Origin of the sequence: Halorussus salinus, from assembly GCF_004765815.2 — an archaeon.
Taxonomy (GTDB): Archaea; Halobacteriota; Halobacteria; order Halobacteriales; family Haladaptataceae; genus Halorussus; species Halorussus salinus.
The window spans coordinates 1-24,986 of the sequence record NZ_ML974127.1 but is presented as its reverse complement, the minus strand read 5'-3'; the positions used below and the strand labels follow the sequence as shown (position 1 = coordinate 24,986).

Below are 24,986 nucleotides of genomic sequence, written 5' to 3'. Positions count from 1 at the left end.
CCATTTTCGCGCGTAATCGAAACCCACCCGGAACCGTCGCCGTTTTGCCCCCGACGCACCAACCGGACACGACATGGACCAGCGAATTGCCGAACACGCCGAGGTGTTGGTCGATTGGAGCGCCCGCGTCGAGGAGGGCGACGACGTGGTCGTCCGGGTTGACGAGGGCGCACACGACCTCGCGGTCGCAGTCGCCGAGAAACTGGGCGAGCGCGGCGCGAACTACCTCGCGACGTACGTCTCCGACGAGGTGGAGTCAGCCTTCGTCCGGAGCCACGACGGCGACTTCGACCCGAACCCCGACTTCGAGTTGTCGATGCTGGAGAACGCCGACGTGGTCCTCTCGCTCCGGGCCAAGCGCAACACCGCCGCGAAGGGGGCCGTGCCCGGCGAGAACCGCGCCGCGTACAAGAAGTCCCGGACCGAAATCAAGGCTCGGACGATGGACACCGACTGGGTCTCGACCATGCACCCGACCCGCGCCCACGCCCAGAACGCCGGGATGGGGTACGGCGAGTACAAGGACTTCGTGTACGACGCCATCCTCCGGGACTGGGAGAGCCTCGCCGACGAGATGGCGAACATGAAGGACCTGATCGACGAGGGGAGCGAGGTCCGACTCGTCAAAGAGGAGACCGACCTCACGATGTCCATCGAGGAGCGAACCGCGGTCAACAGCGCCGCCTCGGTCGCCTACGACTCGCACAACCTCCCGAGCGGCGAGGTGTTCACCGCCCCCGAGGCCACCGAGGGCGAGGTCTACTTCGACGTGCCGATGACTCACGACGGCGCGCGCATCCGCGACGTTCACCTCACCTTCGAGGAGGGCGAGGTCGTGGACTGGTCGGCCGAGGTGGGCGAACGGGCGCTCGAAGACATCCTGACGACCGACGAGGGCGCGAAGCGACTCGGCGAGTTGGGAATCGGGATGAATCGGGGCATCGACCGGTTCACCGACTCCATCCTCTTCGACGAGAAGATGGGCGATACGGTTCACCTCGCGGTCGGCCGTGCCTACTCGTCGTGTCTCCCCGAGGGCCAGCAGGGCAACCAGAGCGCGGTCCACGTGGACATGATTACGGATATGAGCGAGGACTCCCGGATGGAGATAGACGGCGAGGTCGTCCAGCGCGACGGCACGTTCCGGTGGGAAGAGGGCTTCGAGGAGTAATCGTTCACCTCTCGGTCCAGATTTTGCGAGCGAGCGACGGCGGAGCGAGCGGGGCTTTTCATCGACGTTTTTCGAGGAGGGGTGTCCGCAGTGAGCGAAGCGACGAGGATACCCGACGACGAAAACGGTCGGACTGGAACTTTCCGGTGGGAAGAGGGCTTCGAGGAGTGAGTACTCGCCGTCCTCTCGCCGGTCTCACTCGCCGCGAACCGTGAAGTACGCCGCGGCGACGACCGCGACCAGCGCGAGACCCACCGCGACCGGACTCGACTCGCCGCCGAACCGCCACCCGAACCCGACGTAGCCGACGACCGCGACGGCGGCTACGAGGAGACCGACCACCTGCGCCGGTTTCGACTGACTTCTCGGATTCATACGCGAGTGTTCGGTTCGATTTCTGAAAAAAGTGTTCACGCTTTTCCCTGCGCCGCGCCCAAGGTCCGACGTGAACCGGAGAGCCGTCCTCGTCGGCGCGACCATCGACGCCGCTATCGCGTTCGTCGCGGCCGCCACCGCGCTTCCGGAGGGCGCGCGCTGGCCAGCGTTCGCCGGAGTCCTCGCTGGCGGTCTCGTCGGCGGCTACCTCGCCGGGCGCGGAGTCGGGGCGTGGCACGAGCGCGTTCGTCACGGTCTCCTCGCGGGACTGCTCGGCGGCGCGGCGCTCGCGGTCGCGGTCTGGTGGTCGCTCCAACCCGGAACGCCAGAGGGCGCGCTCTGGCCGGTCAACTACCTGCTGGCGACCGGTGCGCGGTGGCTCCCGCCGGGCGCGGCCGCACGCTACGATGCGCTTCTTGGCGTCGGGGCCGCGCTCGCCTGCGGAACCGCCTACGCGGTCGCGGGCACGCTCGCGGCCGGGGCCGCGCCCGGCGGCGAGGCGGAAATCGAACTCTCTCGGGACTGACACGCGAGTTACTTCCACCACGCCTCGCGTCGGTCCTCGTAGGTCGCGTTCCGGAACGGCGCGGGCCAGTCGGGGTCCTCCTCGAAGCCGAACCCGTAGCCGAGCCAGTAGCCGACGTGCCAGCCGACCGCCGCGGTGTCGATGTCGCTCAGCGTGACCCGGAGGTGGTCGTAACGTTCGAGCGCGCCGTCGCCGTCCGGGTCGTTGCCCCGGACCCGACCGCAGGAACCGCTGTCGCCGGTCCGGCAGGGCAGGTCCTCGGTGAACGCCACGACGACATCCGCGGCCGAGCGATTCTCCGTGAACGAGAAGGAGGCGTTCTCGGGGACGGTCCCGTTCGCGCCGTCGGCGTAGTAGTCGAGCGCGCGGCGAACCTGCTCGCGGGTCTCCTCGGGGTCGTCGGTCCGGGCCGCGTCGAGGTAGACCGAGAAGTTAGCGTCGGTCCACGGCAGGTCGCGCTCGGTGGCGTTGGGCCGCGGGAGCGTCCGGAGTTGCGAGGTCGGAGCCATGACCGACTGCGGTTCGGCGGAGTGGTTCAGCCCGAGCGTGTGACCGAGTTCGTGTTTCAGGATGAGGAGCGTCGAGGAGTTGTCGTAGGAGCCGACCACCTCGATGGAGACGGGACGGGAGACCTGCCCGCCAGCGGTCACGTACGGCGCGCACCCCGCCGGGTCGCTGACGTTGGCGCACGACTCGATGGACTCGACGAACTCCACGACGATGTCGGGGTTCGACGCGTTCGGGACCAGTTCGTAGTTCAGCGAGAACCCGGCGAAGCGCGTGCTGTTCGACGCCCAGAAATCCAGCGCGTCGGACACCAGCGGCCGGAACTCCCGCGATTCGTTCGCGGTGTTGTTGATAGCGACCGTCAGCTCCCCTTCCCCCCACGGATTCGGCCGGTCGGGCGTCTCCTCGGGCGTGAGCGCCCGATGGGTCGCCGACCGGTCGGCGTCCGCCTCGGTGCCGGGCGCGTGAGTGGCGCACCCCGACAGCACGAGGAGGGCAGCGACGAACAGTGTTCGCCACATCGACCAGAGGCACAACGTCGTGCCGTATCAAGGTTTGCGGCCCACCGAGACGCTAACGTGGACCCCCGATTCCCCACCGAGATACTAACCCGGACCAATCGAGACGCTAACGACCGGCCGCCGGACGCTACCCCGAACACATCAGTACGTTAATCGAAGCAGTCGGGGCGCGAACCTGCTCGCGCTCGCCTTAATCGCCGTCAACGACGGCTTAACGCGGTCCGACAGGTCCCACGGCCGATTCCGGAAGTTCGCCGACCGCTCACTTTCCGAAGAGGCTCGCGTGGACCGGCGCGAACTCCCGCTCGTCGGCGTCGCTGACCGCCCGGCCCTCGACGCCCGCGTCGAGGAAGTCCCGGAGCGGCGGCCCGACCTCCTCGGGTTCCACGAGGAAGGCGTCGTGGCCGTGGTCGCTCTCCACGACGTGGTGGGCCGCGTCGATGCCCGCCGTCTCGAAGGCCTCCGCGAGGAGGTCGGCTTGTTCGACCGTGAAGTGCCAGTCGCCGGTGAAACTGACGACCAGCGCCTCGCCCGAGAACCCGGCGAGCGCGTCGGCGTCCGAGTCGTAGCCCGACGAGAGGTCGTAGTGGTCCATCGCCCGCGTCAGGTAGAGGTAGCTGGTCGCGTCGAAGCGTTCCACGAACTTCTCGGCCTGATAGTCGAGGTACGACTCGACCTCCCGGTAGGGGAAGAAGTCGCCCGCGGGGTCGTCGGGCGCGAAGGCCTCTGCCATCGCGGCCCGGCCCGCCGACCGGCGGCCGAACTTCCGGTCCATCGAGTCCTTCGAGAGGTAGCCGACGTGGCCCAACTGGCGGGCGACCGCGAGGCCGTCTGTGGGTTTCGGCCGTCGGTCGCCCTCGTCGTCGGTGCCGTGGTAGTCGCCGCCGTTCCAGTTCGGGTCGGTCGTGATGGCTCGCCGCGCGATGCTGTCGATGGCGAGCATCTGGGGGTCGAGCCGCGCCGCGGTGGCTATCGGGGCCACCCTATCGACGCGCTCGGGGTAGCGCTTGGCCCACTCCAAGACGTTCATGCCGCCGACGCTCCCGCCGACGACGGCGTGGAGCGGGCCGACCCCGAGGAGGTCCAAGAGTTTCGCCTGCGCTCGCGTCCAGTCGCCGACCGTCACGGCCGGGAAGTCGGTGCCGTACGCCTCGCCGGTCTCGGGGTCCTCGCTGGCCGGACCGGTCGTCCCGTAACAGGACCCCGGCACGTTCGCGCAGACGACGAAGTACTTCCGAGTGTCGATGGCCTTCCCCGGCCCCACCACGTCGCTCCACCACGCCGCGGCCTGTCCGTCGGTGTCGCCGCGCTTCGGGCCGGTAACGTGCGCGCTTCCGGTCAGGGCGTGACAGACGAGTACGGCGTTGTTCCCGTCGTACTCGCCGTAGGTCTCGTAGGCGACTTCGAGGGGGACCGACCGACCGCACTCGAACTCGAAGCGTCCGAGGTCGGCGGTGTCGCGGGTCCGGTTCATGTGTCGTCTGTCTCTCCGGGTCGGGGGGACGTAGCTCTCTCGATGGCCTGCTCCACGTCGGCCAGCAGGTCGGCGGGGTCCTCGATGCCGACCGAGAGGCGCACGAGGTCCGGCGAGACGCCCGCCGACTCCTGTTCGTCGCGCGAGAGCTGTGCGTGGGTCGTGCTGGCGGGGTGGATGACCAGCGTCTTCGCGTCGCCGATGTTCGCCAGAAAGCTGGCCAACTCGACGTTCTCGCAGAAGGCCTTCCCGGCCTCGAAGCCCGCTTTCAGTCCGAACGCTATCATCCCGCCGTATCCGCCGTCCAGATACTCGCTGGCGTTCTCGTGGGTCTCGTGGCTCTCCAAGCCCGGATACGCGACCCACGCTACCTCGTCGTGGTCCGCGAGGTACTCCGCCAGAATCGCGGCGTTCTCGCAGTGGCGGTCCATCCGGAGCGGCAGGGTTTCCAGCCCTTGCAGGGTCTGCCACGCGTCGAAAGGCGACTGCTGGTTGCCCAAACTCCGGAGCGCCCGCCAGCGCGCCGCGGCCGCCAGCGGCGCGTCGGGGAAGTCCCGCGCGAAGTCGGTGTCGTGGTAGGCGGGGTTGTCGCCCGCGATTTCGGGGAACCGGTCGGCGTGGCCCTCCCAGTCGAAACTCCCGCCGTCCACGAGGACGCCCCCGACGGTGGTCCCGCTCCCGTGGAGCCACTTCGTCGTGGACTCCCACACTACGTCCGCGCCGTGGTCGAGCGGGCGGCAGAGATAGGGCGTGGCGAAGGTGTTGTCCACCACGAGCGGTGCCCCGGCGTCGTGCGCAATTTCGGCCACGCGCTCGAAGTCGGGCGTCACCAGCGAGGGGTTGCCGACCGTCTCGACGTGGACGAACGCGGTCGAGTTGTCCGCGGCCTCCTCGTATGCCTCGTAGTCGAGGGTGTCCACGAACCGGGGTTCGACCCCGCGCTTGCTCGCGTTGTGGCTGAGATAGGCAGTGGTCCCGCCGTAGGTGTCGGTCGAACAGACCACGTTGTCGCCCTGCTCGGCCAGCACGAGGAGCAACGCGTCGAACGCGGCCATCCCGCTCGCGGTGGCGACAGCGCCCGCGCCGCCTTCCAGCGAGGCGAGTCGCTTCTCCAGAAACTCCGCGGTGGGGTTCGAGATGCGCGAGTAGATGTCGCCGTCGCCCTCCAGCGCGTAGAGGTCCGCGGCGTGGTCGGCGTCCTCGAACGCGTAGGAGGTCGTCTGATAGATGGGCGGTGCGCGCGCCCCGGTCGCGGGGTCGGCTCCGTGGCCAGCGTGGAGGCTCCGGGTCGAAAAGCGGGGCTGGTCGGCCGCCTCCTCGGGGTCAGTCATGTACTACACGCATATTTCTACGCGAAGTTATAACCCTCAGTTACGGCAAGGATTGCAGACGGCGGGACTGAGATTCGATTTGTTACGTTGGCGCGTGCGGGCGCGTCGCCCACCGCGACGCGCCCATCGCGCGAGGGACGAGCGAACGAGTATCCGGAGGAGACGAGTGAGCGAGGAGGTTGGGGAGGTGCGAGGCCTGCCGTCGCGGTGCCGTGCGGGGCGGTTGCGGTGACTCCATCGCTCAAGCCTGAAGCTAGCTCTCCGTTGTTCTTCGGATTTCGATTCCGTCGAATCGTCCCCGGCGTCCTCGTCGCTGTTCCGATAATCCGACCGAATCTTTTTGCGATTCAGTAGCATACTCCCGGCGTGAATCGGCGCGAACTCCTCGCCAGCGCGGGAGTCGCTTGGTTCGGAACAGCAGACTCCACCCCCGCCGAGACCGAACGCTCCCGAGAATCCCAACGAGAGACCTACCGCAACCCCGTCCACGACCAGATATTCCCGGACCCCGACGTGCTTCGCGTCGGCGACACCTACTACGCCTACGGCACCTACCACCCGTGGAAGCCCGACGCGGGTCCCGACCGCGAACTGATTCCGATTCTCGAATCGCCGAACCTCGTAGACTGGGAGTTCGTCGGCCCCGCGTTCGAGGAGAAACCGCCGTGGTCCCGGTACCGGGGTCTCTGGGCACCCGGCGTCGGCCGCCTCGACGGGCGGACGCTCCTCTACTACTCCGACGCCGACTTCCGGGCCGACGACCCCGGCGTCGGCGTCGCCACCGCCTCGGACCCGACCGGTCCCTTCGAGCCTCGGGGCGGCCTCCTCCGGAGCGAGGAGGTCGGCGTCCCCAACTCCATCGACCCGATGCTGTTCGTCCGCGGCGACGACGAACCGTACCTCTTCTGGGGGAGCAAGCGGGGCATCTACGGCGTCCGACTCACCGCCGACGGCCTCGCCGTGGCGGGCGAGACGTTCCGGATAGCGGGCGACGGCGTGGAAGCGCCCTACGTCGTGGAGCGCGGCGGCTACTACTACTTTTTCGGCTCGCGGGGGACCTGCTGTCGCGGCGCGGAGAGTACCTACCATCTCGTGGTCGGCCGCGCCGAGGAGCTACGCGGTCCGTATCGAAACCGGTCGGGCGCGCCCCTGACCGACGCGGGCGCAACCGGGACGACGATTCTCCACTCCGGCGACCGGTTCGTGGGGCCGGGCCACTGCGCGGTCGTCCGCGACGAGCGCGGCGGGTGGTGGCTCCTGTACCACGCCTACGTCCGGGGGAACGCGTGGGTCGCCGACACTCCTCGGCGGGTCCTGATGCTCGACCGGATTCGCTGGCGCGAGGGGTGGCCCGCGGTCGGCGAGAACGGCACGCCGAGCGCGGTCGGGAGGGTGCCGCCGGTCGGGAAGGCGTCGCCGGTCGGGAAGGCGTCGCCGGTCGGCGAGTGACTACAGACGCTTGCCGAGCGCGACGAGAAAGACCACCACGAGACCGAGGAAGCCGAGCGCGAGCAAGACCAAAAGGAGGTTCAAGAGCAGGTCGCCGCCGAGGAGGGCCGCGAGTTGCACGACCAGCGACGCGCCGACCAAGAGCGCCAGACGGTCGAGCGTGGCTTCGAGTCCGGCGAGTCTCTCGTCGAGTCGGTCCACCTTCGCTTCGAGGCGGTCGAGGTCGTCGCCGCGGTTCGAGTCGTCGCCGCGGTCCGGGTCGCCGCCGTCCTCGGTCATCGGACTCCCTCCTCGGAGAGAAGACCGACGACCGACCGGCCCCAGAGGTACGCGAAGCCGAAGACGGAGACGGCGATACCGGCCAGCAGGAGGAACAGCGCGTCCACGTCCAACAGTTCGAGCAGTTCGACCGCGAGGAGGGCGACAAGTAGGAGGGCGATTCTGTCGAGACGAGCGAGCAGTTCGGGGTCGGCCATGCGCGAGTACTGGCAGAGCGTTGCCATCAATCTGCGGGTTCGCCGTGGGACTCGCTCCCGCAGTCCCGAAACGTATAGGAAACGCGACACCGAACCGCGGGCCATGAGCGAGTTCGGCGAGTTCGTCGTCCCGCCCGCGCTGGACCGCGGCGACAAAGTAGCGATAGTCGCGCCCGGTTCCAACCGAGCGACCGACTACCCCCACGTCTACGAGTTGGGACTGGAGCGCCTCCGCGAGGAGTTCGACCTCGAACCCGTCGAGTTCCCGACCGCCACGAAGGACAGCGACTACCTCTACGACAACCCCGACGAGCGCGCCCGAGACGTGATGGACGCCTTCGAGGACCCCGAGATTTCGGGCGTCGTCACCGTCATCGGCGGGTTCGACCAAGTTCGCATCCTGAAGCACCTCAACCCCGAAGTCCTGCGGGAGAACCCGACCAGATTCTACGGCATCAGCGACAACACCAACCTCGCGTGCTACCTCTGGAACCTCGGCATCGTCTCCTTTTACGGCGGGACGCTGTTGACCGACCTCGCCATGCAGGGGTCGATGCACGACTACACGGTCGAGCATCTGGAGACGGCGTTCTTCGCCGACGACCTCGACGCCTTCGGCGACCTCCGCCCGGCCGACGAGTTCACCGACGACGACTTGGACTGGGGCGACCCCGACACCTTAGACCAACACCGCGAGATGGAGCCGAATCCGGGCTGGACCTTCCGCGGGCCGGAGACCGCGGTTTCGGGGCGGACGTGGGGCGGCTGTCTCGAAATCGTGGATATGCAGTTGCGGACCGACCGCTACCTGCCAGCACCCGAGGACTTGGCAGGGCGCATCCTCCTGTTGGAGACCTCCGAGGAGCTACCATCCGCGATGGACGTGCGCCAGACGCTCATCGGGATGGGCGAGCGCGGCCTGCTGGAGCAGTTCGCGGGTCTCCTCGTCGGCCGCCCGAAGGCCCGCAACCTCTTCGAGGACCCCGGCCCGGAGGGCCGCGACGAGTACCGCGAGGACCAACGCGAGACGATTGCGGAAGTCGTGGGCGAGTACAACCCGGACGCGCCGGTCGTTTTCGACGTTGACTTCGGCCACACCGCGCCGAGCGTCCCGATACCGGTCGGCGGGCGCGTCGAAATCGACCCCGAAAGCGAGCGGATTTCGGTCGGCGAGTAAGGAATCAGGTTCGGTGGTCCAGATACCGGTTCAATCGCTCGAACTCGTCGGTCGTGAGGACGACTTCGGTCGAGATGCCCTCGATGCGCCGAAAGTCGTCGTCCAGCGTCAGCATCGTCTCGACGCCCTCCTCGATAGCGACTCTGGCGTAGTACCCGTCCCACCCCTCGATATTCGCATCGCCAGCCCACTGGAACCCTTCCCGAACGGTCTCTTCACGCATCTCGTCGTACCAGTGAACGCGATTGGCGTCCATGAATCGTTGCATGAGACTCGACGCATCCTCGTTCGAGAATCCGTAGACCGACGTGAGGACGTGGTGGGCACCGACGAGCGACGGGTAGGGGACGACCGCGTCGATTTCTCCGGCGATAGCCTCCCGAACGTACGAGAGCGGCGTCTCACTGACAGGCGTTCCCGCGTGAGCGAGCGCGGTGACGCCAACGTCGAACAGGTAGGGGCCGTCGCTCATCGCTCCCCGTTCGGCGTCTCGTCGTCCGTGTCGCTCGCGGTCTCGTCCGAATCGTGTCCCGTCTCCCCTGAACCGCTTGCCTGCCGCCGAATCGTTTCGAGGTGGTCGCGGGCCTCACCCTCTAGGTCGTCGTAGCGCGGACGCTCCCGGCGCGAGGCCGCTTCCTCGATTCGGGTTTCGAGGTCGCAAATAATCTCGTCGGCGCTCTCTCCGGGTTCGACGACCGCGCGGCCGCCCTCCTCGCGCACGGCCACTTCGGTTCCGGGGTCGAGTCCGAGTCGTTCGCGGAGGTCCTGCGGCAGAACGATACGGCCTTTCGAGTCCACTTTCGGCATATTCCCACTACCGGTGGGAACAGAATAAGCGTTTCGAGAGTATCAACCTCGGCTCCCTCCGTCGAGTCACGAGGGAAGCGCCGACCGCTTCCGCGACTTACAAGGCCGCGCGCTTCCCAGTACCGTACGTCTCAGTGACTACTCCAAGGCGCGACCGAATCCGACTGGCGACCGTCGTGTTCGCCGTCCTGCTGGCGCAGGTCCTCCTCTATCCGGGGGTCCCGGACCTCGTGGCGGCGGTCGGCGCGACCACGGCGCTCGACGCGAGCATGTGGTTTCTCGCCGCGGAGTTCGCGGCGTTCGTCGCGTTCGCGGGCGTCTGGGGCGCGGCCAGCGACCGACTCGGCCGCCGGACGCCGCTGGTCGCCGCGGGCGCGCTCGGCGGGGCGGTCGGCTACGTCGCGCTCGCCGCGCTCCCCGGCGCGCTCTCGCTGTCGTTCGGCGAGGTGCTGGCGCTCCGGGCGGTGCAGGGCGCGACCACCATCGGCGCGTTCTCGCTGGCGATGACGATGCTGATGGACCTATCCGGCGGCCACGGCAAGAACATGGGCGCGGCGGGCATCGCCATCGGTCTCGGCACCGCGGTCGGCGCACCCCTCGGCGGGCAACTCTACGGCGTCGGCCCGCTCGTCCCGCTCTACGCCGCCGGAGGTCTGCTCGTCGTCGCCGGACTGGTCGCGCTCTCGATACCCGACCGCGCGCCCTCGTCGGCCAGCGACGCGTCGGCCAGCGATAGCTCGGACGCCGACGCCGAGGGCCGGATTCGCACCGCGTTGGCGACCCTGACCGACCGGCCGCTCCTCGGACTCCCCTACGTCTTCGGGTTCGTGGACCGGTTCACCGCGGGCTTTTTCGCACTGGTCGGGACGGTCTACTTCCGGGAGGCGTTCGGTCTCGACGCCGCCGCGACGGGCGTCATGCTCGGACTGTTCTTCACGCCGTTCGCGCTTCTGCAGTATCCCTTCGGTCTCCTCTCGGACCGAATCGGCCGGACCGGTCCCATCGTCGCGGGGTCGGCGCTGTACGGCTTCGCCGTGGTGGGGGTCGGACTCGCCCCGACCGTGGCGACCGCAGGCATCGGGATGGTCGTCGTGGGCGTCATCGGCGCGCTGATGGCTCCGGCGACGATGGCGCTGGTCTCGGACCTCTCGCCCGAGGAGGGCCGCGGGACCGCGATGGCGGGGTTCAACGCCTGCGGGAGCATTGGCTTCCTCGCGGGCATCCTCGTCGGCGGGACCGTGGCCGACGAGTTCGGCTTCCTCGCGGCGTTCGTCGCGGCGGGTGCGCTGGAAATCGCCGTCGCCGCCGTGTCGATTCCAACGTTCCTCAGCATCGACCCCGAAAGCGCGAGCGCGTTCGGCGGGTAGCTTCGTGGACCTTTTTAAACTCTCTGTACAGCCCCGGTCCACGAAGTCGGCGTCGCCGACGACGCCAAGAGAAATCTTTTTGGGGCCTCTGGACCGATTTTCACCCCCTGTCGCAGAACCCAGAAAACCCAGCACGGGATTGAAACGGAGAAAACCGGGAAGAAGCCTTGAGGGTCCTGAAATGTCGCAGAACCCAGAAAACCCAGCACGGGATTGAAACTCGGTCGGACCGATTGATGTACTTCCGGTTGTACAGCAGTCGCAGAACCCAGAAAACCCAGCACGGGATTGAAACGCGGACCTCGCCGAGGAGGCCGGGTTCGCGCTCGCGTCGCAGAACCCAGAAAACCCAGCACGGGATTGAAACTCGGGCGTGTCGATGAGTCGCGCCCAGACCCGCGAGTCGCAGAACCCAGAAAACCCAGCACGGGATTGAAACGTCCCGAGGTGGACGATGAACGGTGAGATAATCCGTCGCAGAACCCAGAAAACCCAGCACGGGATTGAAACATGTCGTTCCACAGGCGCTCGTACTCTTCGCCGCGTCGCAGAACCCAGAAAACCCAGCACGGGATTGAAACGAACGCCGCGACCATCAAAGCCCAGTTCGACCACCGTCGCAGAACCCAGAAAACCCAGCACGGGATTGAAACATCGAGCAAGCCCAGTGGTTCTACGAGGCCGCGAGTCGCAGAACCCAGAAAACCCAGCACGGGATTGAAACTCTGCAAATCGCCGAATCACCCAGCCGGTCTTATCGTGGTCGCAGAACCCAGAAAACCCAGCACGGGATTGAAACCTGGCACTCGCAGTCGTCACCGGCTACGTGGTGATTGTCGCAGAACCCAGAAAACCCAGCACGGGATTGAAACAACTCTTGGCGAATCTTCTTCGAGCGCCACTTGACGAGTCGCAGAACCCAGAAAACCCAGCACGGGATTGAAACGTCGTTGGACTCAGCCCGGAGAAGGTGAACTATAACACGTGTCGCAGAACCCAGAAAACCCAGCACGGGATTGAAACCACGTCCGACCGACGACTGGAACCGCTTCGTCCTCCCTGTCGCAGAACCCAGAAAACCCAGCACGGGATTGAAACGTATACAGCTATCTGTAAACTGTATGTCGATACAGCTGTCGCAGAACCCAGAAAACCCAGCACGGGATTGAAACCGCGGACGCACATCGAGGTCGGCGACCAGAACGTCGTTGCGTCGCAGAACCCAGAAAACCCAGCACGGGATTGAAACGGACCGGGGAAGCCCCGCTGTTGGACCCACTGGTCGGTCGCAGAACCCAGAAAACCCAGCACGGGATTGAAACTCGGAGTCGGTACCGCGGCCGCCGCGAACGACGCGGTCGCAGAACCCAGAAAACCCAGCACGGGATTGAAACATGATGAGGAGCGACCCGTCACACGCTTCCATCGAGGTCGCAGAACCCAGAAAACCCAGCACGGGATTGAAACTCGGAGAACTTCGAGCGCGTCTCGTGGGATGCGACCTTGTCGCAGAACCCAGAAAACCCAGCACGGGATTGAAACCCCTACGGCGACCTACCGCAGAACTTCGCGCGCCGCCTCGACGCCAGCCTCAGTGTCCACGTCCTCGCCGGTCTCCTCGAAGGCCTCGCCGATGGTGCGAATCCCGCGGAGAATCTGCTCGCTGGAGAGGTTGCCCATGTTGCTCACGCGGAAGATTTCCCCGCCGAGGTGGGCCTGTCCGCCCGAGATGGAGACGCCGCGCTCCTCGATGGCGTCGAAGAAGGCCTCGGGGTCCTCGCGGGTGTGGGTCGGGAGCGACACCGCCGTCAGGGTGTTCGAGTACTCCGTGGCGTCGTTGCGCTCGGCGAAGAGGTCCAGCCCCATCGCGGTGAACGCCTCGCGGAAGGCTTTGGACTGCTCGCGGTGGCGCTCGATTCGCTCGGGCATGCCCTCCTCGACGATATCCTCGACGGCGATTGCCAGCCCGCGGAACAGCGGGACCGCGCTCGTGAACGGCGTTTGGTGGGAGTCGGCCTTCCGGAGGTGCCAGTCTAAGTCCTCGTAGAACGGCGCGGCGTCGCCGTCGAACGCTTCTTGGGCCTCCTCGGTCGCGTACATCGCGGAGGTCCCCGGCGGTGCCGCCAGACACTTCTGGGCGTCGGTGACTGCCACGTCCACGTTCCAGTCGTCGATGCGGAACTCGTCGCCGCCGATGGAGGTCACGCCGTCCACGACGAAGCGGGCGTCGTGTTCCGCGGCGATTTCCCCGACCTCCTCGACCGGGTTCAGCAGGCCCGTGCTGGTCTCGTTGTGGACCATCGTCACCACGTCCGTCTCATCGTCCACCGTCTCCCGAACTTCGTCGAGGTCGAGGGAGTGGCCCCACGTCGCTTCCACGGGGTCCACGGAGGCGTACCGGTCGGCGATTCGCTTGAAGCGCCGCCCGAACTTGCCGTTGACGAGCGGGACGACCTTGCCGTCGTCGCCGCGCCCGCTCAAGGTTCCGACGAGGTTCGCCACTGCGGCCTCCATCGCCATCGTCGCCGTGCCGTTGAAGACGAGACTCGTCCCGTCGCTCGCGGTCGATTCGCCGTCGAGCGTCGATCCGGTGAACACGTGGTCGAGCGCGTCTTGGGCGCGCTCGTAAACGGCCTCGAACTCGGCGGAGCGGTGCGAGACCATGGGTTCGCTCATCGCCTGTCGTACCTCGCGGGTCACGGGAACCGGCCCCGGATTCAGGAGGAGAAAGTCCTCACGCATGTGTCCCTCCTCGGACGGACTGGGCTTAAGTACGCGGGGTCGTCGCAATACCCGCCATCTCTGCAGGGAGTGATTGATTCGGGGCGTCTCGTCCCCGAATCCGACAAGGCCGGGGACGCTCCTCGCCGAACTCGACCGCGACCTGACAGTCCAAGGCCACAGTACCCATCAGGCATCCCGTGGTAATCCCGTTGCTATGGCACAATTCAGTGACAGCGACGAGGGCAAGCCCGTGATGATGGGCGACGACAAGGTAGGAATGATTCAGGAAGTCCGCGGCGACACGGCCTACGTCAACCCGGATGCGGGCATCACGGACAAGATCAAAGCCTCGCTCGACTGGGGCGACAGCGACGAGGACACCTACCCGCTCGACGAGAGTCGGGTAGACGCCGTCACCGACGACGAGGTCCGACTCCGAAGCGACCTGTAGCGCGAGTCTTCGTGCGACCGCAGACGCTCATCGCTCATTTTTCCGCAGTTCGCTCGGCTTCGCTCGTTCGTTCAATTGCGCTTGCGTACTCGAGGTCGTCCTGCTCGCTCGGGGGTCGTCCTGCTCACTCGACTTCGACCTGCTCGGCAACGCTGTCGAGGTGGTCGAGACCGACGACAGCGACCGTCTCGCCGCGCTCGCACAGCGCCGAGAGGTTCTCGGCCATGCACTCCTCGCGGGTCTCGTCCCGGAGCCGAACCGGCCGAGGAGGGTCAAACGCTCGGAGGAGCGACTGGGAGCGCCGGGCTTGGGCGCGCTCGTCGCTGGCCTGCACCGCGGGCGGGTCCCACCGGTCGCAGTCGTGGGCCACTGGGTCGTCCACCTCGACGCGGAGCGCGGTCCGCGAGGCGACGGCGGCCGCGACCCGGCAGGTCAGCGCGTGGCGAGTGACCGAGGTGACGCCCGAGACGACTCGCCGGAGCGTCCCGAGCGAGGCGTCGGCCGCCCGGCAGTTCCGGGCGAGTCGCGCGAAGAACGCCACCGTCGGCCCGTCGATGCCGACGACCTCGGCCTCCTCGTCGCGGGCGGCCTGCGCGGCGGCGCTCATCTCGCCGCCGAACGTCGGCGGGGCACGGGACTCGCGGGCGTAAGCCTCGTAGAGGGGCACCGCCAGCGGCGGCGCTTCGAGCGCGACGACCTCGGGGGCGCGCGAGGCGACGACCTCACGTGCGCGGTGGACGCTCGCCGGGTGGTCGTGGACGACCCCGACGAGCGTCAGGTTCGCGTCGGGGAGTCGGCGAACGTACTTCTCGTTCAGGCGTGGGTCCGTGGAGGCGTCGGCTGGTTCTTCGGGAACGTCGTCGTTCGAGTCGAGAGGACGGTCTGCGTTCCGTGTGGAGGGGTAGTTAGCGTTCGATTCGTGGGGGTGGTCGTCGTTCGATTCGGGGGCGTCGTTGGGGGCGGACATCGACCTTGAGAGGTGGTATCACCACCCCCACATAACGTTTTGCATTTCGGCGCGTCGGACGGCTCCCTCCTCTCGGTTTCGACGCGTACCGTGGGAAGTTTAAGCCAGTCCTCGCGGACTACCGAGGAGACCCGACTTTTTACCGGAGAAGGAACAATCCCCACCTAATGGCGAGCGCGAGCGCCGACGAGAACCCCTACGTCGAGGAGCCGCCGACCGAGTTCCGGCCGGTCGAGGAGTTGAGCGAGGACGAGGCCAGCGAACAGGCCGAACAGTTGCGGGAGGCGATTCGCTACCACGACTACCGCTACTACGTCGAGAACGACCCGGTAATCGCCGACCGGACGTACGACGCCCTCTTCACCCGGTTGCAGGACCTCGAAGACGCGTTCGGTCTCCGGACCGACGACAGTCCGACCCGGCGCGTCGGCGGGGAACCGCTGGACGAACTCGGGACGGTCGAACACGTCACGCCGATGCTCTCTATCGACTCGGGCGGCGACGCCGAGGACGTGCGGGAGTTCGACGAGCGCGTGCGCAGAGCGGTCGGCGAGCGAGCCGACGACCTGCGCTACGTCTGCGAACCCAAGTTCGACGGTCTCTCGGTCGAAGTCGTCTACGAAGAGGGCGAGTACGTCCGGGCCGCCACGCGGGGCGACGGCTACACCGGCGAGGACGTGACCGAGAACGTCCGGACCATCGCCAGCGTGCCCCACCGACTGCGGGGGGACTACCCCGACCGACTCGTCCTCCGGGGCGAGGTCCACATCCCCGAGGAGGCCTTCCGGAAACTCAACCGCGAGCGCGTCGAGCGCGGCGAGGACCCCTTCGCCAACCCACGGAACGCCGCGGCGGGCACCCTCCGCCAACTCGACCCCTCCGTGACCGCCGGGCGGCCGCTGGACTGCTTTTTCTTCGACGTACTGGACTCGTCGTACGACTTCGAGAGCCACTGGGAACAGCACGAGACCCTGCCCGAGTGGGGCCTGCGGGTCGAGGACCGCTCGGAGCGCACCGACGACGTAGAAGCCGCCATCGACTACCGCAACCGTCTGATGGAAGCCCGCCCGGACTTGGACTACGAGATAGATGGAGTCGTCGTCAAAGTAGACGACCTCTCGCTCTGCGAGGAGTTGGGCACCACCGAGCGCCACTACCGGTGGGCCTTCGCCTACAAGTTCCCCGCGCGCTCGGAGGTGACGACCATCACCGACATCACGGTGCAGGTCGGCCGGACCGGGCGACTGACTCCGGTGGCCCTCCTCGAACCCGTGGACGTGGGCGGCGTCACCGTCTCGCGCGCCAGCCTCCACAACCCCGACGAAATCGCGGAGATGAACGTCAACGTGGGCGACGAGGTGGACGTAGAGCGCGCGGGCGACGTGATTCCCTACGTCGCCGAGGTGGTCGAGAAACACGCCGAGGGCCACTACGAATTCCCCGACCACTGCCCGGTCTGCGACAGCGCGGTGGAGTTCGACGGCCCGATGGCCTACTGCACCGGCGGACTGGCCTGCGTCGCACAGCTCCAGCGTGCGGTTGAGTACTACGCCAGCGACGACGGGTTGGACATCGAGGGACTGGGCGGCGAGCGCGTCGAGCAACTCATCGACGCCGGACTCGTGGAGGATAGCCTCGCGGACCTCTACCGCATCGAGGAGGACGACCTGACCGGACTCGACGGCTGGGGCGAGACCAGCGCCCGGAACCTGCTGGCGGAACTGGACGGGTCCAAACACCCGCGACTCCGCGAGTTCCTCTCAGCCATCGGCATCCCGAAGGTCGGCCCGGCGACCGCCGCGGACCTCGCCCGCGAGTTCGGCGACCTCGACGCGATTCGGACCGCGACCCGCGACGAGTTGGAACGGGTCGCGGGAATCGGTCCGAAAGTCGCCGACCAAATCGCGGAGTTCTTCGCGTCCGAACAGAACGAGCGGGTCATCGACGACCTGCTCGACGCCATCGGCCCGCTGGAGACCCCGAGCGCGACCGAGACCGGCGACGAACTCGCGGGCCTCACCTTCGTCTTCACGGGGTCGCTCGACGGCTACACCCGGAACGAGGCCCAGCAACTGGTCGAGGACCACGGCGCGAACGCGACCGGTAGCGTCTCGGGCAACACGGATTACCTCGTTACGGGCGACAGTCCCGGCCGGACGAAACTGGACGACGCCGACGAGAACGAGGTCCCGGTACTCTCCGAGAGCGAGTTCGAGGAACTGCTGGACGACCGCGAAGTTCGGTAACCCGATTAGGGCGGGTCCGCGAGCGCGTTCAGCTTCTCCGGGTCGCCTGCGGTCGCGGCGGCGTGCCAACACTTGATGACTGCGAGCGTCACCCGCGTCACGTCCTCGTGGCGGATGCACGATTCCCGATGCGCGTCGAGGTCGTCGGGCGGGTGGAAGTGCTTGTTCGGGACGCCAGCGCGTCGCTCCCACCCGAACCGGAACTGGAGGCCAGCGGTCGCTCCATCCGCGTCGCGCTCCTCGGTGTCCCGGTTCTCCTCGGTATCCGGACCCTTCTCACCGTTTGGCTCTCCTTCGACGTAGTGGTACTTGTACCCGTGGCGAGTCCACCACGTCACGTCGAACCGCCCTTCGTCGGCGAGGATGCCCGACCAGAGTCGGATTCGGAGTTCCTTCGGACCGACGTGATACTCCGGGACCCACTCGACCGACTTCACGAGTCCGCCGAGTCTGTCGCGGAACGTCGCCTCGACGGTTTCGAGTTTGCTCCGGGAGACGGTCCCTCTCTCGCTACGCATGGTTCGACCGGTCGCGTCGCCCTGTGTTCGGTCCAGAGTCAGCGAGGTAGTCGGCCATCGACTGGGCGGCCCGCAGACGCTTCAGGTCGGCTTCGAGCGTCCGCCACGTCGCCAAGTCGTCCCACCCCTCGGTGTCGTCCGAGTCGAGGGCTTCCGCGAGGTCGTTCGGCGCGTCGGCGTCGTACCGCTGGCGGAACTCGGCGATTCGCTCTTTGGCCCGCCGGACCTTCGCGTCGAGGTCGGCCGCCGAGTGTCGCTCCGCGAGGTCGGCGACGCGATTGACGCGCCGCTGGGTCTCGCTCCACGCGTATCGCGTCGCGCGGCCGTCGTCGCGCTCCTCGACCAGTCCGGCCTCGACCAAGGGTTCGACGTGCTTGCGCACCGTCGGTCTCGTCGTGGCGGCCGCGTCCGCTACCTCGGCGGTCGTCTTCGGTTCGTAGGTGTTTTCGAGGACGGTGTGGATGCGCTGGAACGCCGTGGTCGTTGCTTTCCACTCGGCGGTGACTGCTCCGTCGAGGTCGTCGGGAACCTCACCGGCCAGTGCTTCCGACTCGAAGGGGTCCACGTCGTCTATCGACGGTGGGGTGTCGGCGTCGTCGGAAGTGTCGGTATCGCCGGGCGTGTCGGGATTGCCGGGCGTGTCGGGATTGCCGGACTCGTCGTTGGACATGTCTCGACAGACGGTGGCAAGAAAGTAATATTTTGGGCCAAAAATATAGTTTTCAATCCGGCGGTTTGGGTTCCGGTCAGAGGTCCGAGTTCCGGAACACCAGATAGCCGAGTGCGACCGGGACGAGCAACCACAGCAGGAACTGGGCCAGCACGACCCAATCCGTGAGGTAGACGGGCACGTCGCCGAGTTGCTGGGCGATGAGTTGACCCTGCCGACCCGCGCCGTAGAGTCGCGCGCTCAGCACGCTGTCGGTGTAGAGTCGGGTGACGAGCGTCTCGTAGGCTCGAATCGGGTTGAAGAACTTGATGAACAGCCCGTACTTCACGAGGGTCATCTGCTCCCAGCCGAGTCCGAGTTTGTCGTTGAACACCAGCAGGACGCGCCGGACCTGCGTCCAGAGCATCGTCAGGACGACGTAGAGACCGACCGTCCCGAGCATCGCCCGGCGGTTCGTGGACGCCGCCGCGGAGACGCCGACTGCGAGATTGACGAACGTGACCCCGAGGAGAAGCGTCAGGCCGATGAACGCGAGGTACTTCAGCGGTCCCACGTCCACGCCGTAGATGGCCAAGACCACCGCCGCGAGGAGCATCGCCACGAGAATCGGGAGCGCGAGGACGGTACTCCGACCGGTGGCTTTCCCGGCCACCACGTCCTGCCGGGAGTGGGGAAGCGAGAGGAGTAGCTTCAGCGCGCCCGACTCGCGCTCGCCGATGACGGAACTGTAGGCGACGACGATGGCGACCAGCGGGACGACGAGCGCGACGACGAGTTCCCCGAGCGTCGGGATGAACACTTCGGCGGTGATGGGGCCGTTTCCGTTCGGTTCGACGTTCGAGCCGATGAGGTAGGCGCTCCCGACGAAGAGACCGAAGAAGATGGCCGACAGTCCCCAGAGCCACTTCGAGCGCACCGCGTCCCGGAAGTCCTTCCGGGCGATGGCCTGCCACGTCATGCTTCCACCGCCCGTTGGTCGGTGGTGTAGTCCATGAACAGGTCTTCGAGCGAGGCCTCGTCGGTCTCGAAGTCAACCACGTCTACGCCCGCGTCTTCCAGCGTCGAGAGGACGGTCGTCTTCACGTCGTTCTCGCAGGAGACGGTGAGGCGGTCGCCGTCTTCGTTCGCCTCGACCTCCGAGACGCCGTCGAGGGCGCGCACCTCGGCGAGGGCCTCCTCGGGCACGTCGCCGACGGTGATTCGGAGGACGGTGTCGGCGCTGGTCGTCTCGCGCAGGCCCTCGATGGAGTCCTCGGCGACCAACTGTCCGTCCCGGAGGATGCCCACGCGGTCGCAGACAGACTCGACCTGTCCGAGGATGTGACTGGAGAAGAAGACCGTCGCGCCGCGGTCGGCCTCCTCGCGCACGATGTCGCGCATCTGGCGGGCACCCTGCGGGTCGAGTCCGGTGGAGGGTTCGTCGAGGACGAGGAGGTCGGGGTCGCCGACCAGCGCCATCCCGAGGACGAGGCGTTGGGCCATCCCCTTCGAGTAGCCACCGGCCTTCCGGTCGCCGTCGCCCGAGAGGCCGACGCGCTCCAAGAGGGCGTCGGGGTCGTCGTCGGCCTCCTTGGACTCGATGGCGAACTCCAAGTGCTGTCTGCCGGTCAGTCGGTCGTACACCGAGAACCCCTCGGGGAGGACACCGAGGTGTTCCCGGACCGCGACGCTCTCGTCGTGAACGTCGCGGCCGAGGACTCGAATCTCCCCGTCGGTCGGGCGCACGAAGTCCAACAGCATGTTGATGGTGGTGGACTTGCCCGCGCCGTTCGGACCGAGGAAGCCGAACACCTCGCCCTCCTCGACTTCGAAAGAGAGGTCGCGGACGGCAACCACGTCGCCGTACCGCTTCGTTACTCCGTCGATTTCGATGGCGGCCATGCGCGGGGGTTTTGCGTTCTCCTACGTAAACCCTTGTCTTATCGTGTCGCCGAATTTGGAAAACGCCAGCGGACAACCGTGCGGAAAATACCCGAACGTAGCCCGGCGAGATTTATTAGAAGTACTTTTACGATAAAAACTACTACGCGGAATCGTGGCACGAAAACAGTTCCTTTCGATTCTGATGGTAGTGGCGCTCGTCGGGAGTCTGACCGTCGCCGGAAGCGCGGCGGTCGTTCCGACGACCGAAGACGTATCGACGAGTAGCATCAGTGGTTCCGTGACCGTGACGGTCACGAGCGCGGCGGACGGCGACACCGTTGACGTGGAGTACCAGAACGGTTCGACCGACACCGTGCGTCTCCTCGGCGTGGACACGCCCGAGGTCAACGTCGAGAACTCCCCCAGCGAGTTCGAGGGCGTCCCGAACACCCAAGAGGGCGCGGACTGTCTTCGGAGCGCCGGAGAGGAGGCCAGCCAGTTCACGAAGGACACGCTGGTCGGCGAGACGGTCACGCTCAAGTTCGACAGCCAGTCGGACCGACGCGGCGACTACGGTCGCCTGCTGGCCTACATCTACGTGAACGGCGAGAACTTCAACCTCGACCTCATCGAAAACGGTCACGCTCGCGTCTACGACAGCACCTTCAGCCAGAGCGAGACGTTCTACAGCGCCGAGACCACCGCGCAGAACAATCTGGTCGGTCTCTGGAGTTGTACGACGCTCGACGACGGCGGTAGCGGCGGCGACACCGACAGCGGCACCGCCTCCATCGAGTGGGTCTACACCGGCGGCGACCAGTTGAACGACGAGCGCGTCCACATCAAGAACACCGGCACCGGCGAACTCGACCTCTCGGGCTACACGCTCGAAGACGAGGCCGGAAACAGCTACACCTTCCCGAGCGGCTTCACGCTCGGCGCGGGCGAGTCGGTCTGGGTCCACTCCGGAAGCGGTTACGACGATTACGACGACCTCTACGCCGACTTCGGCTACGAAATCTGGAACGACTACGGCGACACCGCGTACCTCTACGACGAGAACGGCGAGGAAGTGGACCGTCGGTCCTACTGACGCCGACTCGCATTTATCGTTTTTGACGAAACGACCGACAGCGACCGCTCAAACCGCGTCGTCGGGGTCGTGTTCGTCGGCCATCCGAGTCGCCTCGCCCGCGTACTGCTCGCGGGTCTCGGCCTCCTCGACGGCGTCCAGCGAGTCGGGGTCGGCTTCGACGGCCGCGGTTACGTCCACGTGGTTGAGCATGTTCATCGACCGCTGTTTCTGAAGATAGCGTTCGCCGTCGGTGGTGGCGTACACCAGCGAGACGAGTCCCTTGTCCGTGTAGGTTCGTTCGACCAGCCAGAGTCGCTCGTCGTCCATGTCGGCACCTCTCTCGGGAGCGAGTTGAAACCTCCGGGTCGTCGGTGAACGACGTGAACGTGCGACACACTGTACGCCAGTAGCGTTAAGATGGAAAGCGGCGTATCGAGATTCAAATGATGGACTACGGGTTGCAGGACAGTTGGGGACCCGGAGGACGGGGTATCGGCCGGAATGGTTTCGACTCGCCGTCGGCGACCCGATGACGATGAGCCAGTCTCCGTTGTCCCAAGCGACGGACGACCGACTCTCCGAGATGCTGTTTCAGGGCGAGGAGGTCGAAGACGAGTTCACCGTCGAAGGGGCCCGCGTCGCCGTCACGACCCACCGCGTCCTCGTGTTCACGCCCGACGGGGAGGGCCGCCGGTTCGACCACGCCGACCGGCCGAACGTCGTAGACGCTACCGTCGAGACCACGGGCGAGGACTCCTACGTCGGGTGGGGCGTCCGCGCGGGCGTCTACGGCGCGGTGCTGTTCGGCGGCGGCCTGCTGTTGGAGACCAGCGGTCTCCTCGACAGCCTCGGCGGCGTGACGCCGCCCGAGGACGCCCCCGGCGCTGGTATCGCGCAACTCGTCTCTCTTCTCCCGCAAGCGCTGGGGATGCTGACGACGGTTCTCCTCGTCGGCGGCGGACTGCTGGTCGTCGGTGCGCTCGCCCTCATCGGATTCTACTTCAGTTCCCGCGAACGCGAACTCGTCATCGAACGCGCAGGCCGGGACCCGATGCGGGTGCCGGTCCGAGACGACGACGCCGAGGAGGTCGCCAGACGGCTCCGGGCCGCGGTAGGAACAAGTTCAAAACCGCGTAGCGACTAGCGGCGGTCGATGGATGGGGACGCGGTACGCGAGCGCGCCGGGGAGTTGCCACGTCAGCCCGGCGTCTACCAGTTCGAGGACGGCGGGACGGTCGTCTACGTCGGCAAGGCCGTGGACATCCGGGACCGCGTGCGGTCGTACGCCGACCCTCGGAGTCGGCGCATCCGCCGGATGGTCCGGCGCGCCGACAGTATCGACTACTCGGTCACGGACACCGAGACCCAAGCCCTCCTGCTTGAGGCCAACCTCATCAAGCGGTTCCAACCGCGGTACAACGTCCGACTGAAAGACGACAAGTCCTACCCGCTCGTGCAACTCACCGGCCACGAGTTCCCCCGCATCGAGATTACGCGAGACCCGGACCCCGAGGCTCGTGCGCGGCGGACCGGCGGGACGCGGAGCGACGGCGGCGCGAGCGCGGCCGGAGGTGGCGGGGGCGCGCCCGGCGGCGGCCCTACCGTCTCGGGCCCGCGCGTGTTCGGTCCCTTCACTCGAAAGACGCAGGTCGAGGTCGTCGTGAAGGCGCTCAGGGAGACCTACGGCGTCCGGGGCTGTTCGGACCACAAGTACAGCAACCGCGACCGGCCGTGTCTGGACTACGACATCGGCCTCTGTACGGCACCCTGCACCGACGAAATCGACCGGGAATCCTACGTCGCCGACGTGGAGTCGGTGGTCCGGTTCTTCGAGGGCGAGACCGGCGTCCTCGCCGACCCGCTCCGCAGGCAGATGGAGGAGGCCGCCGAGAACCGGGAGTTCGAGCGCGCCGCGAACCTCCGGGACAAACTCGACGCGGTGGAGGGGTTCCACGGCGGCGCGGGCGAGGCGGTCGCCGACCGGAGCGACCAGCGCGCGGTGGACGTACTGGGGGTCGCGTTGGAGGGCGACTCGGCGACCGTCGCGCGCCTCCACAGCGAGTCGGGACAACTCGTGGACCGCGAGCGCCACGCCGTGACGATTCCGGAGGGCGACGACGCCGACACCCGCGCCAGCGCGGTCCTCTCGGCGTTCGTCACCCAGTACTACGCCGAACGCGACCTGCCCGACGCCCTCCTCGTTTCGGACCGCCCGGACGACGACGAGGTCCTCGATTGGCTCGACAGCGAGGGCGTCGCCGCCCGCGTCCCCGGCGCTGGCCGGGAGGCGACGCTCGTGGACCTCGCGCTGAAGAACGCCCGACGGGGCGCGAGCGAACCCGACGCGCTCGCCGCGCTCCGCGACGCGCTGGACCTCGATACGGTGCCCCGGCGCATCGAGGGCTTCGACGTGAGCCACGCGCAGGGCAAGCACGCGGTCGGGAGCGACGTGGCCTTCGATGACGGGTCGGCGGACAAGTCGGGCTACCGCCGCAAGAAGCTGACCGACGAGAACGACGACTACGCGAACATGTACGACTTGATTCGCTGGCGCGCTTCTCGTGCGGTCGAAGGGAGAGACGACCGGCCCGACCCGGACCTCCTGCTCATCGACGGCGGCGAAGGTCAGCTTTCGGCGGCCAGAGACGCCCTCGCGGACGCCGACTGGGACGTGCCCGCGGTCGCGCTCGCCAAGGACGAGGAGATAGTCGTGACGCCCGACGGCACCTTCGACTGGCCCGACGACGCCGACCATCTCCACCTCCTCCAGCGCGTCCGCGACGAGGCCCACCGCTTCGCGGTCCAGTACCACCAGACCCTGCGCGACGAGGTCTCGACCGAACTCGACAACGTTCCCGGTATCGGCCCGAAGACCCGCCGCGCGCTCCTTCGCCGGTTCGGGAGCGTCGAGGGGATTCGGGAGGCGTCGCTCGCGGAGTTGCAGGCGGTCGAGGGCGTGGGCGAGAAGACGGCCGAAACGATTCGGACGCGGTTGTGAGTGTCGCCGTCGCCCGGCGAATTTTACGTGCGTGAAAAAGTTCGCTTCGGTATCAAAACCCTGCGTTCGATACCACCGTTTGCTTGACCAAGCACAAGACCGCTTTCCCTGATTCCCACAGGCCTTATATATTCCTCCCACGAGCATTATATACCGTTCCCACATAGGTCGTGTTAAGTTTGGCATGAATTGTGCCAGACGGCGAAGGCTTGCAACCACGATTCTGCTGTTTCTAGCTCGGCGTTGCGGAACGCGTTCGAAAACGAAGAAGTTCGTCGTTTTACCTCGCGGAA

The 24,986-nt window shown here is 66.9% G+C and carries 25 protein-coding genes, 1 pseudogene and 1 CRISPR repeat array; of the genes and pseudogenes, 10 read left to right on the top strand and 16 right to left on the bottom strand.

Annotation, left to right across the window (positions count from 1 at the left end; genetic code table 11):
- Nucleotides 1-73: 73 nt before the first annotated feature.
- Nucleotides 74-1,171, top strand: a complete 1,098-nt coding sequence (locus EPL00_RS00130) for an aminopeptidase (RefSeq protein WP_135852406.1) — start codon at nucleotides 74-76, stop codon at nucleotides 1,169-1,171.
- Nucleotides 1,172-1,366: 195 nt separating this feature from the next.
- Here EPL00_RS00130 and EPL00_RS00125 read toward each other — a convergent pair whose 3' ends face one another.
- Nucleotides 1,367-1,546 carry a hypothetical protein gene (locus EPL00_RS00125; RefSeq protein ID WP_135852407.1) on the bottom strand — a complete coding sequence of 60 codons (180 nt, stop codon included), beginning with the start codon at nucleotides 1,544-1,546 and terminating at the stop codon, nucleotides 1,367-1,369.
- A 70-nt stretch (nucleotides 1,547-1,616) separates the two neighbouring features.
- On the opposite strand from EPL00_RS00125, the gene EPL00_RS00120 reads away from it, so the two are divergent.
- Nucleotides 1,617-2,072: a hypothetical protein gene (locus tag EPL00_RS00120; RefSeq protein WP_135852408.1), complete on the top strand. Its 456-nt coding sequence runs from the start codon at nucleotides 1,617-1,619 to the stop codon at nucleotides 2,070-2,072.
- Nucleotides 2,073-2,080: 8 nt separating this feature from the next.
- Here the strand turns inward: EPL00_RS00120 and EPL00_RS00115 are convergent, their stop codons facing one another.
- From EPL00_RS00115 to EPL00_RS00105, 3 genes are all read right to left on the bottom strand, one after another.
- Nucleotides 2,081-3,100: a matrixin family metalloprotease gene (locus tag EPL00_RS00115; protein ID WP_135852409.1), complete on the bottom strand. Its 1,020-nt coding sequence runs from the start codon at nucleotides 3,098-3,100 to the stop codon at nucleotides 2,081-2,083.
- A gap of 262 nt (nucleotides 3,101-3,362) precedes the next feature.
- On the bottom strand, nucleotides 3,363-4,574 hold the full coding sequence (metX, locus tag EPL00_RS00110) for a homoserine O-acetyltransferase MetX (RefSeq protein ID WP_135852410.1): 1,212 nt from the start codon (nucleotides 4,572-4,574) through the stop codon (nucleotides 3,363-3,365).
- Nucleotides 4,571-5,905 (bottom strand): O-acetylhomoserine aminocarboxypropyltransferase/cysteine synthase family protein, encoded by a 1,335-nt coding sequence (locus EPL00_RS00105; protein WP_135852411.1) that lies wholly within the window; start codon nucleotides 5,903-5,905, stop codon nucleotides 4,571-4,573. The genes metX and EPL00_RS00105 overlap by 4 nt, the downstream gene beginning before the upstream one ends.
- A 366-nt stretch (nucleotides 5,906-6,271) precedes the next feature.
- On the opposite strand from EPL00_RS00105, the gene EPL00_RS00100 reads away from it, so the two are divergent.
- Nucleotides 6,272-7,354 carry a family 43 glycosylhydrolase gene (locus EPL00_RS00100; RefSeq protein WP_135852412.1) on the top strand — a complete coding sequence of 361 codons (1,083 nt, stop codon included), beginning with the start codon at nucleotides 6,272-6,274 and terminating at the stop codon, nucleotides 7,352-7,354.
- On the opposite strand, the gene EPL00_RS00095 is transcribed toward EPL00_RS00100, so the two are convergent.
- A complete protein-coding gene (locus EPL00_RS00095; RefSeq protein WP_135852413.1) occupies nucleotides 7,355-7,633 on the bottom strand; it encodes a hypothetical protein in 279 nt (92 codons plus the stop codon). It abuts the gene before it with no gap.
- A complete protein-coding gene (locus EPL00_RS00090) occupies nucleotides 7,630-7,830 on the bottom strand; it encodes a hypothetical protein (protein ID WP_135852414.1) in 201 nt (66 codons plus the stop codon). Before EPL00_RS00090 ends, EPL00_RS00095 begins: the two co-directional genes overlap by 4 nt.
- A gap of 103 nt (nucleotides 7,831-7,933) precedes the next feature.
- On the opposite strand from EPL00_RS00090, the gene EPL00_RS00085 reads away from it, so the two are divergent.
- Complete coding sequence (locus EPL00_RS00085; RefSeq protein ID WP_135852415.1) at nucleotides 7,934-9,007, top strand: S66 peptidase family protein; 1,074 nt, start codon at nucleotides 7,934-7,936, stop codon at nucleotides 9,005-9,007.
- A gap of 4 nt (nucleotides 9,008-9,011) precedes the next feature.
- Here the strand turns inward: EPL00_RS00085 and EPL00_RS00080 are convergent, their stop codons facing one another.
- Nucleotides 9,012-9,479, bottom strand: a complete 468-nt coding sequence (locus tag EPL00_RS00080; RefSeq protein WP_135852416.1) for a type II toxin-antitoxin system VapC family toxin — start codon at nucleotides 9,477-9,479, stop codon at nucleotides 9,012-9,014.
- Nucleotides 9,476-9,814 carry an AbrB/MazE/SpoVT family DNA-binding domain-containing protein gene (locus EPL00_RS00075; RefSeq protein WP_135852417.1) on the bottom strand — a complete coding sequence of 113 codons (339 nt, stop codon included), beginning with the start codon at nucleotides 9,812-9,814 and terminating at the stop codon, nucleotides 9,476-9,478. Before EPL00_RS00075 ends, EPL00_RS00080 begins: the two co-directional genes overlap by 4 nt.
- A 134-nt stretch (nucleotides 9,815-9,948) precedes the next feature.
- Here EPL00_RS00075 and EPL00_RS00070 point away from each other — a divergent pair, with 134 nt between their 5' ends.
- Complete coding sequence (locus EPL00_RS00070) at nucleotides 9,949-11,181, top strand: MFS transporter (RefSeq protein ID WP_135852418.1); 1,233 nt, start codon at nucleotides 9,949-9,951, stop codon at nucleotides 11,179-11,181.
- Nucleotides 11,182-11,290: 109 nt separating this feature from the next.
- Nucleotides 11,291-12,723: a CRISPR direct-repeat array (repeat unit 37 nt; unit sequence GTCGCAGAACCCAGAAAACCCAGCACGGGATTGAAAC).
- Nucleotides 12,724-12,735: 12 nt separating this feature from the next.
- Here the strand turns inward: EPL00_RS00070 and EPL00_RS00065 are convergent.
- Nucleotides 12,736-13,923: a pyridoxal-phosphate-dependent aminotransferase family protein gene (locus tag EPL00_RS00065; RefSeq protein WP_135852419.1), complete on the bottom strand. Its 1,188-nt coding sequence runs from the start codon at nucleotides 13,921-13,923 to the stop codon at nucleotides 12,736-12,738.
- A gap of 196 nt (nucleotides 13,924-14,119) precedes the next feature.
- Between EPL00_RS00065 and EPL00_RS00060 the strand changes: the two genes are divergently transcribed.
- Nucleotides 14,120-14,356, top strand: coding sequence for a PRC-barrel domain containing protein (locus EPL00_RS00060; RefSeq protein ID WP_135852420.1), 237 nt, complete (start codon nucleotides 14,120-14,122; stop codon nucleotides 14,354-14,356).
- A 124-nt stretch (nucleotides 14,357-14,480) separates the two neighbouring features.
- On the opposite strand, the gene EPL00_RS00055 is transcribed toward EPL00_RS00060, so the two are convergent.
- Nucleotides 14,481-15,323 (bottom strand): hypothetical protein, encoded by an 843-nt coding sequence (locus EPL00_RS00055; protein WP_202932512.1) that lies wholly within the window; start codon nucleotides 15,321-15,323, stop codon nucleotides 14,481-14,483.
- A gap of 167 nt (nucleotides 15,324-15,490) precedes the next feature.
- Between EPL00_RS00055 and ligA the strand changes: the two genes are divergently transcribed.
- Entirely contained in the window at nucleotides 15,491-17,569 is a 2,079-nt protein-coding gene (ligA, locus tag EPL00_RS00050) for an NAD-dependent DNA ligase LigA (RefSeq protein ID WP_135852421.1), read from the top strand.
- A 5-nt stretch (nucleotides 17,570-17,574) separates the two neighbouring features.
- Here ligA and EPL00_RS00045 read toward each other — a convergent pair whose 3' ends face one another.
- The 4 genes from EPL00_RS00045 to EPL00_RS00030 form a co-directional block, all read right to left on the bottom strand.
- Entirely contained in the window at nucleotides 17,575-18,087 is a 513-nt protein-coding gene (locus tag EPL00_RS00045) for a hypothetical protein (RefSeq protein ID WP_135852422.1), read from the bottom strand.
- Nucleotides 18,080-18,757 (bottom strand): winged helix-turn-helix domain-containing protein, encoded by a 678-nt coding sequence (locus EPL00_RS00040; protein ID WP_135852423.1) that lies wholly within the window; start codon nucleotides 18,755-18,757, stop codon nucleotides 18,080-18,082. The genes EPL00_RS00045 and EPL00_RS00040 overlap by 8 nt, the downstream gene beginning before the upstream one ends.
- 76 nt (nucleotides 18,758-18,833) lie before the next feature.
- Entirely contained in the window at nucleotides 18,834-19,715 is an 882-nt protein-coding gene (locus EPL00_RS00035; RefSeq protein ID WP_135852424.1) for an ABC transporter permease, read from the bottom strand.
- A complete protein-coding gene (locus EPL00_RS00030; RefSeq protein WP_135852425.1) occupies nucleotides 19,712-20,638 on the bottom strand; it encodes an ABC transporter ATP-binding protein in 927 nt (308 codons plus the stop codon). Before EPL00_RS00030 ends, EPL00_RS00035 begins: the two co-directional genes overlap by 4 nt.
- Nucleotides 20,639-20,792: 154 nt before the next feature.
- Here EPL00_RS00030 and EPL00_RS00025 point away from each other — a divergent pair, with 154 nt between their 5' ends.
- Nucleotides 20,793-21,713, top strand: coding sequence for a thermonuclease family protein (locus EPL00_RS00025; RefSeq protein WP_238398092.1), 921 nt, complete (start codon nucleotides 20,793-20,795; stop codon nucleotides 21,711-21,713).
- 48 nt (nucleotides 21,714-21,761) lie between these two features.
- Here the strand turns inward: EPL00_RS00025 and EPL00_RS00020 are convergent, their stop codons facing one another.
- Nucleotides 21,762-22,022 carry a hypothetical protein gene (locus EPL00_RS00020; RefSeq protein WP_135852426.1) on the bottom strand — a complete coding sequence of 87 codons (261 nt, stop codon included), beginning with the start codon at nucleotides 22,020-22,022 and terminating at the stop codon, nucleotides 21,762-21,764.
- 208 nt (nucleotides 22,023-22,230) lie between these two features.
- Here EPL00_RS00020 and EPL00_RS00015 point away from each other — a divergent pair, with 208 nt between their 5' ends.
- Complete coding sequence (locus EPL00_RS00015) at nucleotides 22,231-22,839, top strand: hypothetical protein (protein ID WP_135852427.1); 609 nt, start codon at nucleotides 22,231-22,233, stop codon at nucleotides 22,837-22,839.
- A 9-nt stretch (nucleotides 22,840-22,848) separates the two neighbouring features.
- The gene (locus tag EPL00_RS00010) at nucleotides 22,849-24,693 is read left to right on the top strand and encodes an excinuclease ABC subunit C (RefSeq protein ID WP_135852428.1); all 1,845 of its coding nucleotides are present in this window, start codon (nucleotides 22,849-22,851) and stop codon (nucleotides 24,691-24,693) included.
- 173 nt (nucleotides 24,694-24,866) lie between these two features.
- Here EPL00_RS00010 and EPL00_RS00005 read toward each other — a convergent pair.
- A pseudogene (locus EPL00_RS00005) lies at nucleotides 24,867-24,986 on the bottom strand (IS6 family transposase); the annotation flags it as partial.

What these genes read in the sequence shown, in the direction of transcription:
- EPL00_RS00130 (WP_135852406.1), top strand. Translation starts at nt 74, where the DNA reads ATGGACCAGCGAATTGCCGAACACGCCGAGGTGTTGGTCGATTGGAGC.
- EPL00_RS00125 (WP_135852407.1), bottom strand. Translation starts at nt 1,546, where the DNA reads ATGAATCCGAGAAGTCAGTCGAAACCGGCGCAGGTGGTCGGTCTCCTC.
- EPL00_RS00115 (WP_135852409.1), bottom strand. Translation starts at nt 3,100, where the DNA reads ATGTGGCGAACACTGTTCGTCGCTGCCCTCCTCGTGCTGTCGGGGTGC.
- metX (WP_135852410.1), bottom strand. Translation starts at nt 4,574, where the DNA reads ATGAACCGGACCCGCGACACCGCCGACCTCGGACGCTTCGAGTTCGAG.
- EPL00_RS00105 (WP_135852411.1), bottom strand. Translation starts at nt 5,905, where the DNA reads ATGACTGACCCCGAGGAGGCGGCCGACCAGCCCCGCTTTTCGACCCGG.
- EPL00_RS00095 (WP_135852413.1), bottom strand. Translation starts at nt 7,633, where the DNA reads ATGACCGAGGACGGCGGCGACCCGGACCGCGGCGACGACTCGAACCGC.
- EPL00_RS00090 (WP_135852414.1), bottom strand. Translation starts at nt 7,830, where the DNA reads ATGGCCGACCCCGAACTGCTCGCTCGTCTCGACAGAATCGCCCTCCTA.
- EPL00_RS00085 (WP_135852415.1), top strand. Translation starts at nt 7,934, where the DNA reads ATGAGCGAGTTCGGCGAGTTCGTCGTCCCGCCCGCGCTGGACCGCGGC.
- EPL00_RS00080 (WP_135852416.1), bottom strand. Translation starts at nt 9,479, where the DNA reads ATGAGCGACGGCCCCTACCTGTTCGACGTTGGCGTCACCGCGCTCGCT.
- EPL00_RS00075 (WP_135852417.1), bottom strand. Translation starts at nt 9,814, where the DNA reads ATGCCGAAAGTGGACTCGAAAGGCCGTATCGTTCTGCCGCAGGACCTC.
- EPL00_RS00065 (WP_135852419.1), bottom strand. Translation starts at nt 13,923, where the DNA reads ATGCGTGAGGACTTTCTCCTCCTGAATCCGGGGCCGGTTCCCGTGACC.
- EPL00_RS00060 (WP_135852420.1), top strand. Translation starts at nt 14,120, where the DNA reads ATGGCACAATTCAGTGACAGCGACGAGGGCAAGCCCGTGATGATGGGC.
- EPL00_RS00055 (WP_202932512.1), bottom strand. Translation starts at nt 15,323, where the DNA reads ATGTCCGCCCCCAACGACGCCCCCGAATCGAACGACGACCACCCCCAC.
- ligA (WP_135852421.1), top strand. Translation starts at nt 15,491, where the DNA reads ATGGCGAGCGCGAGCGCCGACGAGAACCCCTACGTCGAGGAGCCGCCG.
- EPL00_RS00045 (WP_135852422.1), bottom strand. Translation starts at nt 18,087, where the DNA reads ATGCGTAGCGAGAGAGGGACCGTCTCCCGGAGCAAACTCGAAACCGTC.
- EPL00_RS00040 (WP_135852423.1), bottom strand. Translation starts at nt 18,757, where the DNA reads ATGTCCAACGACGAGTCCGGCAATCCCGACACGCCCGGCAATCCCGAC.
- EPL00_RS00035 (WP_135852424.1), bottom strand. Translation starts at nt 19,715, where the DNA reads ATGACGTGGCAGGCCATCGCCCGGAAGGACTTCCGGGACGCGGTGCGC.
- EPL00_RS00030 (WP_135852425.1), bottom strand. Translation starts at nt 20,638, where the DNA reads ATGGCCGCCATCGAAATCGACGGAGTAACGAAGCGGTACGGCGACGTG.
- EPL00_RS00020 (WP_135852426.1), bottom strand. Translation starts at nt 22,022, where the DNA reads ATGGACGACGAGCGACTCTGGCTGGTCGAACGAACCTACACGGACAAG.
- EPL00_RS00015 (WP_135852427.1), top strand. Translation starts at nt 22,231, where the DNA reads ATGAGCCAGTCTCCGTTGTCCCAAGCGACGGACGACCGACTCTCCGAG.
- EPL00_RS00010 (WP_135852428.1), top strand. Translation starts at nt 22,849, where the DNA reads ATGGATGGGGACGCGGTACGCGAGCGCGCCGGGGAGTTGCCACGTCAG.